Genomic DNA, 13,592 nt, shown 5'->3' with positions numbered 1-13,592 from the left:
AAGCGATCCTGTTCGGCTAACGAGGATGGACCCATGTCAACCCAACTCAACATCTACAGTCAGAACTATGTCTTCGCCTTTCCTGGCCAAGGGAGCGATCCGTGCGGCGCTCTGGCAGAGCTGTATCAGCATGTGCCCGAAACCAGGGACCGAATTGACACGATTCTGGCAATCATCGAAACCGAGGCGGCTGCGCACGAACCTGATCCCCATCCGGGGTTGATCACCCAGGCTCTGTTGACCCGCGATCACGCCCTGCCGCTGCCTTCGGGTGTGGCGCAACTGGCGCTGTATGGCGCTGCGGTGGTGCTTAACCAGTTGCTGCAGGCAACGGGCATTGTTCCCTCCCTGATTGTTGCGCAAAGCTTCGGCGAAATTGCTGCCCGGGTGTGTGGTGGCGTGCTCGACATTGCGCAGGGTGCCCGCGCGGTCTGCGCCCTCAACGCCGCCTACCGCAGCGAGGAGGGGCGAGGCAGCATGTTGCTGGTCAACCTTTCAGCGCAGGACACGCAAGCGCTGCTGGACCGCTACCCCGAGTCGAACCTGGTGCTGGGCTCCGTCAACGCGCCAGCCCAATGCATCATCAGCGGCGAGACGGCAGACCTGGAGCACCTGCTTGCTCACCACGATGACAGCGCGCACCCCTTGCGCCCGGTCTCGATCGCTTACGCGTCGCACTATCCGCCTCACACGGAGGTCGCCCGGCGACTTCACGAAAACCTGCAGCCGCTGGCACCCAAACCCTTCAAAACACCGATCTACTCAACCGTGCTGGGGCGTCGCTACGAACCCGAGGACGATTTGCATCACATGTTTACCCTGGGCGTCACGCAACCCACCAACCTGCCCCACACGTTGGCGCAACTGCCGACGGACAAACACACCGTGTTTATCGACCTTGGGGTAAACAGCGGCCTGTCGGTGTGCATACGCAAAAGCCTGCACCCCGCACAGACCTACGCGCCGCTGGCGCAACCTATCGAAACCCTGCGCCATTTGCTGGTCAATGCGCCCGAAGCACACAAGGCCGTGGTTGCCTTGCGCCAGCTGGCCAACGGGCCAGTCGATGCCGAAGTTCACGCGCAGATGGCGAAGATTTTCAGCGACCCCGAACTCCATCCTCGCGCCAACCAGAGTTTTCATGAGGGTCATCGGCACACCTATCAGCGCTTGCAGCACCTGATGCGCCAGCTGCCCGACGGTATCCATGGCTTTGCGCAGCCGCAGTTATTGATGGCCGAGGCCACCCACGCGGCGCTCAATGATCCCTCGCTGTTCATGGGCTGCGTGATTCAGCAGGGGTTGTGTATCGGTACGCTGCTGGCGTTCGAGCAGGATCACCCGAGCGCCACCCAGTGGCGACGCAAGCTGGAGGCCGGTGAGCGTCTGGGGGTTTACGCGCTGACCGAGATAGGTCGCAGCAACTCCCACATGGGCGCGTGTGTCGAGGCCGTATTCGACGCCGACACGCGCACCTTTATGCTGAACACACCGAACAAGGCCGCGCTTAAATTCGCCAACGTCGGGATAAGCAACCTGGACAAGCTGGGTGTGGTGTTTGCCCAAGTGATCGTTCAGGGCCAGCCCTGTGGCGTATTCGCGTTCATGCTGCCATTGAGTGACGCCAACGGCCCGCGCCCGGGAGTTTCCATGTCGTCACCGGCGGAAATCCGCGCAGTGCCGCTGGATTACGGCCTGGCGAGTTTTGACAACGTGCGCCTGCCCTTCGACGCGTGGCTGCGCGATGGCGCTTCGATCGACGCGTCCAATCAGTTCCACGACCCATTGGGCAGTACGGACCGTCGCCTGATTCGCTCACTGTTTGCGCCCAAGAATGTGTGGGCGATGGTCGGCGTCGGCTTGAGTTCGGTGATGCTTGCCTGTGCAACCCTGGCCCTGACCCATGCCAACCGACGCACGACCCAGGCGCGCATCGGCAACGGCACCGGCCTGTTGGCTTTTCGCACCCAACGCCGCGCGCTGTTCGGTTGCCTGGCCACGGCGTATGTCATGAAGTGCTTTGCCAACGACTCCGCCCGCCTGTGGATTGAAGGCACGGCCAGTCAGGCGTCACTGCACACCACCGGCACAGGCGACGTGACGTGGACACCGTGGGCCGCCATCAGCCAAACTCTGGCGCTGACCAAGGCGCTGTGTGCACCCGCCGCCGAGGCGCTGGCGACAGAGTGTCGGTTGCGCTGCGGGGTGGCCGGTGCGCTCAACCTCAATCGCTTCGCCGACTACGAAGGCATGGCCAAAATCTACCAGGACGCCGGTGGCAATAACCGCATGATCCTGCTGGACGCCGCCAAGGTACTGATCGGCCAACCCTTGAGTGAACCCACACCGCCCAACCCCCAGGCCGGGCTGGATGACACCGAATACTGGCAAGCCATGGCTCACACCCTGGAGTACCGTCTGCTCAAGCAGGTGGCCGACCATGTTGCCCGGCACCGTGGCGAGGGAGAGGACGACATGCAGGTCTGGAACGCGCAGTTGATGGTCGTTGCCCGCGCAGGAGAGGCCTACGCCCAGCGTCTTGCCATCCAAAGCGCAATCCGCGCCGGCAGCTTGCTGCCCCAAGGGTTGGCCAAGGAACTGGGCAACGCGCTGTGCGGCCTCTACGTGTTGGACTACCTGAACAAGCATGCTGCCTGGTTCATCAGCGAAGGCCTTATGGACATCGCCCGCTACCGCGCCCTTGAGTCACGGCTTGATTCGCTGAGCGACTTGCTGGCCACACAGGTTGACGTGTTGATCGAGGCCTTCGGTCATGGCGCAGCCACACGCGCGGCAATCGCCCAGACCGATCACTACCCCGACGCCCTGGCCGACAAACTGCAGTGGGCGGTCGGCTGAAAAACCCAGCTCCCCTGCGCCTTGAGGGCCATGCCGTACGAACAGTTGCGCACATTCGCAGATTTATTTTCGCTTGGCCCTATCACTTTTTGATTCTCGTCCGGCACCTAGGCAATTGAGAAATGTTTCCATTCAGGAGCCGCCCTATGTCCCGCACGCTAGACACCTTGTTGCGCCCCAGCCTGTTAGCCGTGGCCATTGCCCTCAGCGCCCCGCTGGCGAGCACCACGCTGATCGCCGCCGAACAGGCTTCCAGCGTGCGCGTCTACAACCTGCCGGCTGCGCCGTTGGCCAGCACGCTCAACCAGATCGCCAGCCAGGCCGGCCTTGCGCTGACCCTCAACCCAGCATTGGCGTCGGGCAAGACCTCAGCACCGGTCAAAGGCCAGTTCGATGCGCAGGGCGCGCTGCGAGAGGCGTTGCGTGGCACCGGGCTGCAACTGGAGCAAAGCAGCGCGGGCACGTTTACGCTGGTGGCGATTCCGGAAGGCGTTGTGGCGTTGGCTGAGACCAGTATCATTGCTCAAGGCAACACTGAAAGTGCATGGGGCCCGGTGACTGGCTACCTGGCGACGCGCACTGCGGCCGGCACCAAGACCGACACCGCACTGGTTGAAGCACCGCGCTCGATCTCTGTTGCGACCCGCGAGCAGATGCAGGACCGCAACGTCCAGAACCTCGATGATGCCGTCAAATACATGCCTGGCATCGTATCGTCCAGCTACGGCAGCGACACCCGTTACGACTGGATGCGCGTGCGCGGTTTCGAACCGACGCAATTCCTCGACGGCCTGCCATTGCCGCGCGGCGTGTACGCCAACCCAAAAGCCGAAACCTGGAACCTTGACCGTCTCGCTCTGCTGCGTGGCCCCGCCTCGTCGATCTATGGCCAGACACCACCGGGCGGCCTGCTGGACATGGTCAGCCGCCGTCCCAGCGAGGAATCGAGCCATGCTATCCAGTTGCAATACGGCAGTGACAACTACCGCCAGATCAACTTCGACAGCACCGGCAAAATCGATGATGAAGGCCAGTTCCTGTATGGCGTCAGCGGCGTAGTACGCGATGCCGGCACCCAGGTCGATCACATCGACAACAAGCGCTACAACATCGCGCCGAGCCTGACCTGGAATATTGATACCGACACCAAACTGACCCTGCTCTCGCAGTTCACCCGCGACGATACCGGCACCACCAGCCAGTTCATGCCGATCCAGGGCACCAAGATCAAATCGCCGCTGGGCGACGTTTCCCACCACAAGAACCTCGGCGATCCGGACTACGAGTTCTACGACCGTACCTACTACGCACTGGGCTATGCGTTCGAGCACCGTTTCAACGACACCTGGCAGTTCAAGCAGAACCTGCGTTACACCAAGTCGGAGCTGGATTTCCAGCAACTGACCGTGGGTTCCTTTGCCTACTCCCCGGCCGATGCGGCGGGCGATATCAGCCGGTCGACCACCAACGTTGACGAAAGCATCGGCCAGTTGGCGCTCGACAACAACTTCCAGGCTGACTTCGCAACGGGCGACATTACCCACACGCTGCTACTGGGCCTGGATCACCAGCGTACGGATACCTCTTACCGCGCGATATACGGTACAGCGTCGGGTATCAACATCTTCAACCCGATCAACACCCAGCCGACGCTGCGCCCGACGGATGTCCGACCGTTTTACGACTACAACCAGAAAACCGTGCAAACCGGCCTCTATGTGCAGGACCAGATGGCTCTGGACAAGTGGCGCCTGACCCTGGGCGGGCGCGAAGACTGGGTGCATCAAGGCACCACCTACTTCAACGACAACGATGCGACCAACACCGACCGCATCAAACACTTCAGTGGCAACGCGGCGCTGAGCTATGTGTTCGATTCGGGTTTCGTACCGTACCTGTCTTACGCCGAGTCGTTCCAGCCGGCGAGCAACGCAGATACCAATGCGCTCAAGACGTTCAAACCGACCGAAGGCAAACAGTGGGAAATGGGGGTGAAGTACCAGCCGCCCGGCTCCAACACGTTGCTGAGCGCGGCGGTCTATGACCTGACCCAGAAGAACGTGCAGGTGACCACCCTCGGCTCAGGCGGCCAGCAAATCAACAGCCAGACCGGCGAAGTGAAGGTCAAGGGCCTGGAACTTGAAGCCGTGTCTGACGTGAACGAGAACCTCAAGGTCATCGCCGCCTACACCCTGGCAAAATCCGAGGTGCAAAAAGGCATCTACAAAGGCAACCGCCTGACATTGATGCCAAACCAGCAAGCCTCGCTGTGGACTGACTACACCTGGCACAGCGGCGTACTTGACGGTTTCGGTATCGGTTTTGGTGCCCGCTACACTGGCAACACCTATGGCGACCAGGCCAACACCTGGTTGGGCAAGGCCAACGCCTACACCGTGTTCGATGGTTCGGTGCATTACGACCTGGGCCGTCTGGATAACAGCCTGAAAGGCGCATCGGTTAAATTGAACGCCACCAACCTGTTCAACAAAGACTACCTTTCCACCTGCGACGGCAACTACTGCTACTTCGGTGACCAGCGCAGCGTAGTCGCCAGCGCTACCTACCAGTGGTAATTGGCTGAGCTAATAACCAGGCCGTCCCCCGGGGCGGCTTCGGTGTGTCTGAAGGCTAGAAAATGAAAAGCAAAACCATCCGCCGCTGGTCCTTCATCCACACCTGGACCAGCCTGATCTGCACAGTCTTCCTGCTGCTGCTCGCCCTCACCGGCCTGCCGTTGGTGTTTCACCATGAGATCGATCACCTGCTGGGCAATGAGCCTGAACTGGCGCAGATGCCCGCCGATACCCCGCAGCTGAACCTTGAGCAACTGGTGGCCAAAGCCCAGGCGCATCGCCCGGGTGAGGCGATGCAATACCTGGCGTGGGACGAAGACGACAAGAACGGCGTGATCGCAATCATGGCCGCTACGGCCGGCACCGAACCCAACTCGTCGCACACCTTCATGCTTGATGCCCGCACCGGTGAAGCCGTCGAAACCCCAGCGGCCAATGGCGGCCTGACACTGTTCCTGCTGCGCCTGCATGTGGACATGTTCGCCGGCCTGCCGGGCAAGTTGCTGCTGGCCTTCATGGGCCTTTTGTTTGTACTGGCGATTGTCTCGGGCACGGTGCTGTACCTGCCGTTCATGCGCCGCTTGAAGTTCGCCACCGTGCGCCAGGACAAGTCCACGCGCTTGCGTTGGCTCGACCTGCACAACCTGATCGGCGTGGTCACGCTGACTTGGGCGCTGGTGGTGGGCGTGACCGGTGTGATCAGCGCCTGCGCCGACCTGATCATCGCCGCCTGGCGCCAGGACAGCCTCAGCGCGATGATCGAACCTTACAAAAACGCGCCGCCACTGACCCAACGCGCGCCGGCCACCGAGCTGCTGAGCATTGCCGCCAAGGCCGCGCCCGGCATGGAGCCGGACTTTATCGCCTTCCCCGGCACGCGTTTTTCCAGTGAGCACCATTACGCGGTGTTCATGAAGGGCAGCACGCACCTGACCTCGCACCTGCTCACGCCGGTGCTGATCGACGCCAGCACCCTGGCCGTCACCGCTATCGCTGAGCGGCCGTGGTACATGGACGCCATGGGCATGTCGCAGCCATTGCACTTTGGTGACTACGGCGGCATGCCGATGAAGGTTCTCTGGGCAGTGCTCGATGTGCTGACCATCATCGTGCTGGGCAGCGGCGTTTACCTGTGGATCGTGCGGCGCAAGGCGGCCAAGGTATGAAGCCGCGGCAGTCGAACTTCTGGAAGGTGTTTGGCATTCCGCTGGGAATTGGCGTGCTCAGCGCGGCCGGGTTGTTTGCCGCGTTGCTCGGCGACGGGCTGTGGGACTCATTGAGCTGGGTCGGTTTGGGGATTCCTGCGGTCATCGGTGTTTGGGCGTTATTCAAGCGGCGCGGCTGAGGGCGCTGTCGCCGGCAAGCCAGCTCCCACCTTGAAATGCATTCCCCCTGTGGGAGCTGGCTTGCCTGCGATGTGGCCCTCAAAAACACCCAAAGACCCCCTCGCCAGCCACCGCGCAACCCTCTAGGCTAGCCACTGCCCATTTCGAGGAATGCCCATGTCCACGCCCAGCATGACCTTGTTCCACAACCCTGCCTCACCCTTTGTTCGTAAAGTCCGCGTGCTGCTGATCGAAACCGGCCAGCAGGACCGCGTGGCCCTGCAAGGCTGCATGCCGACACCGGTCAACCCGGACGCGCAGCTGGTGCACGAAAACCCCGTGGGCAAGATCCCGGCCCTGCGCCTGGCCGACGGCAGCGCCCTGCACGACAGCCGGGTGATCCTCGATTACCTCGACCACCAGCATGTCGGCAACCCGCTGATCCCTCGCGACGGCTCGGCACGCTGGCGCCGCCTGACCCTGGCCTCAATGGCCGACGGCATCATGGACGCCGCCGTGCTGGTGCGTTACGAAACCGCCATGCGCCCGGCAGAAAAGCACTGGGACCAATGGCTGGATGAGCAGCGCAACAAGATCCGTCGCACCCTCGCGGAGTTGGAAGCCAATGCGATTGCCGAGCTGGCCAGCCACTTCGACATTGCGTCGATCAGCGTGGCCTGCGCCTTGGGCTACCTCGACTTCCGCCACCCAGACCTGCAATGGCGCGCTGCGAATCCCCAGCTTGCCGATTGGTACGCCAAGGTCAGCCAGCGGCCGTCGATGCTGCAGACCCAGCCGCCGATCTGACCTTGTGCAGTGAGCCCGCTTTGTGTGGCCAGCGGGCTTGTCGTGGCGAGCGGGCTTGCCCCGCGTTGGGTGGCGAAGCCGCCCCAATCAATCAGACTGCGGTCCATCAGGCACTCCTCTGTGATGGGTTCTGGGGCTGCTGCGCAGCCCAACGCGGGGCAAGCCCGCTTGCCACTGCAACAGGGAACAGCAGGTTAATCCTCGCCACCAATTGCGTCTTTACCTGCTGATCTTCCCGTAACCCGATCATTGCACGGCCTCCAGGTCAAATTGCAGCGGCTCGGTCACCTTGCGCTTGCCCACGCCATACCAATCGAGTTTGCGCGTCAGTACCATCACTGTGCCCAATAGCCCGAACAGCAACAGCGACCCCATCAGCAGCGCGTAATCCTCGGCACTGAGCAGCCCGTACAACAGGCCATACAGCGCCGCCAGCCCCGCCGAAAAGCCCAGCCCATGGGCAATGCTGCGCAGCACATGGCACACGTAAAAGCCGATCAACAACACACAGGCGCTCGCCGACAACAGGTACGCCGGGCCAAAGCCGATGTGCTCGGACAACGACAACAACAGCAGGTAAAAGAACGCCAGGGCAACGCCCACCAACGCGTATTGAATCGGGTGCACCGCCAAGCTCTTGAGCACTTCGAACAGGAAGAAGCCGGCAAACGTCAGGGCGATAAACAGCAGCGCGTATTTGATCGCGCGGTCGCTCTTGAGGTACTGGTCCACCGGGTCGATGAAGTTCACGCCAAAGCTGCGGTTGCTGAAGGCATCACAGCTTCGCCCGTCCAGGCAGGTTTGCAGGGCTTGCTCCAGGTTGGTGGAGAAAAATGTGGTCTGCCAGTTGGCCGTGAAGCCTTTGTCGGTGACGGCCCGCTGAGCCGGCAGGAAGTTGCCGATGAAGCTTGGGTGGGGCCAGTTCGATGCGAGCGAGACCTCGCTGACCTTGCCCACCGGCACCACTTGCAGTTGTTCGGTGCCTTGCAGGCGCAGGTCAAAAGCGAAGTCCAGCACGGCCGGTTTCTTGCTGTCCTGTTCCGGCAATGCCACGTGCACGCCCTCCCCCAGCCAGTCCACTTGAGTGCCCGGCGAGAAGTCCAGGCGTTGGTCGCCCAGTTCCAGTTTCAGTGCGTTTTCAATGCCGCGAATATCGCTGATGCCCACCGCCAGAAACGCTGGATCAAAGCGGTAGTCGGCAAAGTCTTGCGTGATGCCCAGCTGCGCAGGCAGCTCGAAACGCCCACTGATGCGGGTGTCGGCATGGAACAGTCGCGCCTGGTAAATACCCCGCGACCGCAGCTCGGTTTGCACCTTGCCATCGAGTTCAAAACGGTCCGGCAGGAAATACAGACGACCGCGCTCTTCACGGGTTTCCTCGTAGCGTTTATTGAGCTTTTCATTGAGTTTCCACTCGCGCACGGTCTTGCGGTAAGGCACCACCATCACCGGGCCGTTGAGGTGCTGGCTGTAACTGGAGCTACGGGCGATATCCATCAGCACGCTGTCGCGGGCGTATTGGCGGTCAGCAATAATGCCGTTGATCATCAGCAACGGAATCAGCAACAGCAGAATCAGTAGCGCAATCGCGCCAAGTTTGAAAAGCAGGCTGCGGTTCATGGGGCTCTCCCTGTTTTGATGGGCAGAGCGTGAACCGCGCAGATGGGAGATTTATGTGGGCAATGTGGAGACTGTGTGGAGATGCAGCACCACTTGCACGCCGCCTTGCACATTGCCGATCTGCAACGCGCCACCGTGCAGCTTCATCACTTCTTCAACAAAGTTAAGGCCCAGGCCGGTGCTTTTGCGCCCGCTCGCCGGGCGTGGCAGCGAGTAGAAACGCTCACTCAGGCGCGGCAAGGCGTAGTCGGGAATGGCCGCAGCCTGGTTGAACAGGCTGACGTGCACGTCGTTGTGCTGCGTGCGTGCGCTGAACCTCAACGTGCCACCGGGCGGCGTGAAGTCCAGGGCGTTATCGAGCAGATTACCCAAGGCCTGGCGCAGCAGGAACGGCTCGCCAAATACCTTCACATCCGCGCCAATCGCCTGTTCGACCTGCAAGCCGGCGCCTTCAATGCGCGCGCACTGGGCCTTGAGCACCTCGTCGACCAAGGTCGCCAACGGCATGCTGACTTGCTCTTCCAAACCTTGGCGTTGCTCCACTTGGGCGAGGTTCAGCAGGCGCTCGATCAACTGTTGCAAGCGCGCGCTTTCACTGTCGATATTGCCGACGAAGCGCTGCTGTTGCTCACGGGTCATGTCGCCCTGCAACAGCTCCGCCGCGCCACGAATTGCCGCCAGCGGGCTTTTCAGTTCGTGGGTCAGGGTGTGCACATAACGCTCGACGTAGGCCTTGCCCTCCAGCTGCGTGCGCATGTGCTCAACGGCGGTCGATAGCTGCTTGAGCTCGCCGCCGCGGTAATGCGGCAACTCGGCGCGCCGACCTTCGCTCACAGCCTGGGCATACGCCGTCAGCCGATGCAGCGCCACGCTCAGCCACCACGACAACAGTGCGCCAAGCAGCAGGCCGAGGATCACCAACCCGGCGCCGTACCACAGCAGGCGGTGCTCGGTACGGTCGACATAGGGCTGCAACGAGCTGTTGGGCTTGGCCACGGTGACCACGCCGATGATCTGGCCGTTGTCGCGGATCGGCGCGCCCACGTGCATCACCGACGAGTTAGGGTCATTTAGCTCATTACGGGTCGACCGCGCGCCATATTCGCCGCGCAGGGTCAGGTACACGTCGTTCCATTTGGAATAGTCCTGGCCGACCGCCTCGCCCGTGGAATCGAGCAACACAATGCCCTTGGCGTCCGTCACGTAGATGCGGTGGTTGACCTGGTTTTTCGGCAGGCCCCAGATCGTCGCGCCCGGCTGGCGGCTACCGTAGGCCTTGAGCAGCTCCGGCCAGTGGCTTTGGCCGAGGGTGCCGTTCTTCACGTCCAGCCGCAGGATTTCGGCCAGCAGGTTGGCCGTGTCCACCAGGGTTTCTTCGGTGGATTGGCGCACGCCGGGGCGGATCTCTTTCATCACGGTGTTGAGCACAAAATAGCCGGTCAGGCCGATAAACAGCGCGTACACCAGAAAAATCCGCAGCCCCAGGCGCATCAGCTATGGCTCGGGCTGTAGCTGTAACCCAGGCCACGGTGGGTCTGGATCGGCTCGGCGTCGGCGGCCACGCTTCGCAGTTTGCTGCGCAGGCTTTTGATGTGGCTGTCGATATTGCGTTCGTAGCCAGCGTCGGCGGGCACGCCCACCGCGTCGAGCAATTGCTCGCGGCTGAACACGCGCTCGGGTTGCTCAAGCAGGCTTTGCAGCAAGCGAAACTCATGACGCGTCAGGCTCAGGGGCTGACCGCGGTAATGGATTTGCATGCGTTCCAGGTCAACCTGGAACACAGCAGGCGCAGCGCCTGGACTGACGCGCTTGAGGATGGCCCGCACCCGCGCCGCCACTTCCCGCGGGCTGAACGGCTTGACCACATAATCGTCAGCACCGATCTCCAGGCCCACCACCCGATCAATCTCGCCGTCACGGGCGCTGAGAAACATCACCGGCACTTCACTGAAACGGCGCAATTGCTTGCAGGTTTCAAAGCCGCTGATGTCTGGCAGGCCGATGTCGAGGATGATCAAGTCGGCGGGCGACTGGCGCTGATGGGCCAGCGCCTCCTGGCCAAGGCTCAGCCAGGTGGTGGTGAAGCCCTCGCCTTGCAGGGCGAAAATCAGCGTGTCGGCTATCGCCGCTTCGTCTTCGACAATCAGGATATGCGGCATGTGGGTCCGTCAGCAGTCCGGTTTGTCGGCAGTGTAACGACGCGCCGGGTTCACCGCTGCGCCGAATTCACGCAGGGCCTTGGCGCCGATCAGCAGCGGGTAGTTGAAGCTGCTGCGGTCAGTAAGGTTGACCTCAACCGTGCGCTTGACGTTGCCCAGGCACATTTCCAGGTCGATCACGGGGCGCTTGGCCACGGTGGCTTCGTCCTTGTCATCGTCTTCGTCGGCGCGGCTCTTGATCTTGCTGATGCGCGAGACTTTGTGTTCGTAGACTTTGTTGGAAGCGTCCTTGCCGCCGAGGCGGAAGCGCACCCAATCGTCGCCATCGCGGGTGAAGGTCTCGATGTCTCGGGCCGACAGCGAGGCGGTCAGCGCGCCGGTGTCCATCTTGGCCTTGAAGGTTTCGCCGATCTCCGGCAACTGGATGTATTCGTAGCGACCGTAAAGGGTCGGTTCGGCGGCCAGGACAGGCTGGGCAGCCACAACAGGAAGAACGAGGGCGAACGCGGCAAGGAGCAATTTCACGAAGTGATTTCCTCGAAAGAAGTAGGCGGATTCTAGACCGCAAAGGCAGCACTTAGTTAGTTCTCAACCATACCGGGAACATTGTGAAACATTCGTCCAGCGATTTGCGATTTGGCCTCTAGACTCAGCTTGCTTATCATGGCCCGCCCACAGGATTCCAAGAGTTACTTATGCGCCGCCTGCTCACCGGCTGTTTCGTCACACTGCTGCTATTGCTCAACACCCTGGTGCTGTTCGGGCCGTTGATGCTGTTTGCCCTGCTCAAGCTGGTGGCGCCCGGGCGCTATCGCGACTATGCCTCGTGGGCAGTGATGTGGATCGCCGAAACCTGGGCTGAAATCGACAAGCTGATTTTTTCGCTGTGCATCCCCACCCAGTGGGACATCCGCGGTGGCGCGCAGCTACGTGGCGACACCTCTTACCTGGTGATCAGCAACCATCAGTCCTGGGTGGACATTCCGGCGCTGATCCAGGCGCTCAACCGGCGCACGCCGTTCTTCAAATTCTTCCTGAAAAAAGAGCTGATCTGGGTGCCCTTCCTCGGCCTGGCGTGGTGGGCGCTGGATTACCCCTTCATGAAGCGCTACACCAAGGCGTTCCTGGCCAAGCACCCGGAGCTGGCAGGCCAGGACCTGAAAATCACCAAAGAGGCCTGCGAGCTGTTCAAGCGCCAGCCGGTGACCGTGGTGAATTACCTGGAAGGCACGCGGTTCAACGCGGCCAAACACAAGCAGCAGGATTCACCGTATGCCCGGTTGCTCAAACCCAAGGCGGGCGGCGTGGCGTTTGTGTTGGCAGCGCTGGGTGAACAACTGGATGCCGTGCTCGACGTGACCGTGGTCTATCCGCAGCAAAAGATTCCGGGGTTTTGGGATTTGATCAGCGGCGCGGTGCCCAAAGTGATCATCGACATTCGCACCCGGGAACTCGACCCGGCGCTATGGCAGGGCGATTACGAGAATGATCCGGCCTTTCGCCAGACCGTCCAGAACTGGGTGAACCAGCTCTGGAGGGAGAAGGACGCGCGCATCGCCCAACTGCGCGCGGAGCCTATTTAGCTGCCAGTGCCCCAGGCCGAGGCGAGTTTGCCCAGCACCGATTCGTTGGCGCCCTGACCACCCAGGTATTGCAGGATTACCGGCGCAAACTTGCCGATCATGCTGTTATCCATGCCCAGCGCGCTGAAGGCGGTGTTCAGGTCGTTGGTGTTCTTCACGTTACCCAGCACGCTGTCCAGGCCGCTGGTTTTGCTGCCGCCGCTCTGGCCGAGCATCCCGCTCAAGGCGCCGAGGCTGCCCAGGGAGTTGTTCCCCGCGAGCTTATCCAGACCGGGCACGCTTTTGCCCAATTGCGAATAGTCGGTGCTGCTCAATTGGTTCTTGGCCAGGCCCAGCATGGCGCCGGTACCGCCGACGGCTTGTTCAGGGGTGACGTTCAGTTGCGAAGTCAGGGCGCTCAGCAGGCCTGCGGTCTGGGAACTCGGCGCTGCTGCAGCCGCCTTGTTGTTGCTGCCCTGGGCGCTGGAAACGGCGTTGGCCACGTCACCGAGGCTGAAACCTGCGGCAAACACCGGGCTGGCGGCCACGGTCATCAGGCAGGACAGGGCAAAACCGCGTGAAATCTTCATCAAGACAACCTCTGAATGTAGGAGCTAAAAGCAGGCGTTGGACTGACAGTCCCGAAGGATTGTTCCCACCTGAAGATTAGTTCAGAAAAAGCTG

At 61.6% G+C, this 13,592-nt stretch carries 11 protein-coding genes; 6 read left to right on the top strand and 5 right to left on the bottom strand.

Features of this window, described 5'->3' with window-relative positions; all coding sequences use genetic code 11:
- The first annotated feature begins 33 nt into the window (after positions 1–33).
- From ACP7B3_RS12000 to ACP7B3_RS11980, 5 genes are all read left to right on the top strand, one after another.
- Positions 34–2,859, top strand: coding sequence for an acyltransferase domain-containing protein (locus ACP7B3_RS12000; RefSeq protein WP_426178859.1), 2,826 nt, complete (start codon positions 34–36; stop codon positions 2,857–2,859).
- Between the two features lie 146 nt (positions 2,860–3,005).
- The gene (locus ACP7B3_RS11995; protein ID WP_426178857.1) at positions 3,006–5,435 is read left to right on the top strand and encodes a TonB-dependent siderophore receptor; all 2,430 of its coding nucleotides are present in this window, start codon (positions 3,006–3,008) and stop codon (positions 5,433–5,435) included.
- A 62-nt stretch (positions 5,436–5,497) separates the two neighbouring features.
- A complete protein-coding gene (locus ACP7B3_RS11990) occupies positions 5,498–6,601 on the top strand; it encodes a PepSY-associated TM helix domain-containing protein (protein ID WP_426178855.1) in 1,104 nt (367 codons plus the stop codon).
- Complete coding sequence (locus tag ACP7B3_RS11985; protein ID WP_119737602.1) at positions 6,598–6,780, top strand: hypothetical protein; 183 nt, start codon at positions 6,598–6,600, stop codon at positions 6,778–6,780. Before ACP7B3_RS11990 ends, ACP7B3_RS11985 begins: the two co-directional genes overlap by 4 nt.
- 157 nt (positions 6,781–6,937) lie before the next feature.
- Positions 6,938–7,567 (top strand): glutathione S-transferase, encoded by a 630-nt coding sequence (locus tag ACP7B3_RS11980; protein WP_145157517.1) that lies wholly within the window; start codon positions 6,938–6,940, stop codon positions 7,565–7,567.
- A gap of 246 nt (positions 7,568–7,813) precedes the next feature.
- On the opposite strand, the gene creD is transcribed toward ACP7B3_RS11980, so the two are convergent.
- From creD to ACP7B3_RS11960, 4 genes are read right to left on the bottom strand one after another with little or no spacing between them, the layout of a single operon-like run.
- Positions 7,814–9,187 (bottom strand): cell envelope integrity protein CreD, encoded by a 1,374-nt coding sequence (gene creD, locus ACP7B3_RS11975; protein WP_426178852.1) that lies wholly within the window; start codon positions 9,185–9,187, stop codon positions 7,814–7,816.
- A gap of 51 nt (positions 9,188–9,238) precedes the next feature.
- Positions 9,239–10,678 carry a two-component system sensor histidine kinase CreC gene (gene creC / locus ACP7B3_RS11970; protein WP_426178850.1) on the bottom strand — a complete coding sequence of 480 codons (1,440 nt, stop codon included), beginning with the start codon at positions 10,676–10,678 and terminating at the stop codon, positions 9,239–9,241.
- Entirely contained in the window at positions 10,678–11,346 is a 669-nt protein-coding gene (creB, locus tag ACP7B3_RS11965; RefSeq protein ID WP_242200680.1) for a two-component system response regulator CreB, read from the bottom strand. Before creB ends, creC begins: the two co-directional genes overlap by 1 nt.
- 9 nt (positions 11,347–11,355) lie before the next feature.
- Positions 11,356–11,871 (bottom strand): ATP-dependent zinc protease family protein, encoded by a 516-nt coding sequence (locus tag ACP7B3_RS11960; RefSeq protein ID WP_145157525.1) that lies wholly within the window; start codon positions 11,869–11,871, stop codon positions 11,356–11,358.
- 170 nt (positions 11,872–12,041) lie between these two features.
- Here ACP7B3_RS11960 and ACP7B3_RS11955 point away from each other — a divergent pair, with 170 nt between their 5' ends.
- Complete coding sequence (locus tag ACP7B3_RS11955; RefSeq protein WP_145157527.1) at positions 12,042–12,929, top strand: acyltransferase; 888 nt, start codon at positions 12,042–12,044, stop codon at positions 12,927–12,929.
- On the opposite strand, the gene ACP7B3_RS11950 is transcribed toward ACP7B3_RS11955, so the two are convergent.
- A complete protein-coding gene (locus ACP7B3_RS11950) occupies positions 12,926–13,498 on the bottom strand; it encodes a DUF2780 domain-containing protein (protein WP_145157529.1) in 573 nt (190 codons plus the stop codon). The two genes, ACP7B3_RS11955 and ACP7B3_RS11950, sit on opposite strands and share 4 nt — an antisense overlap.
- Between the last annotated feature and the right edge of the window lie 94 nt (positions 13,499–13,592).

Source organism: Pseudomonas sp. TWRC1-2, from assembly GCF_049896685.1.
In the GTDB taxonomy this organism is placed as follows: Bacteria; Pseudomonadota; Gammaproteobacteria; order Pseudomonadales; family Pseudomonadaceae; genus Aquipseudomonas.
This window is presented reverse-complemented; position numbering and strand designations above follow the sequence as displayed.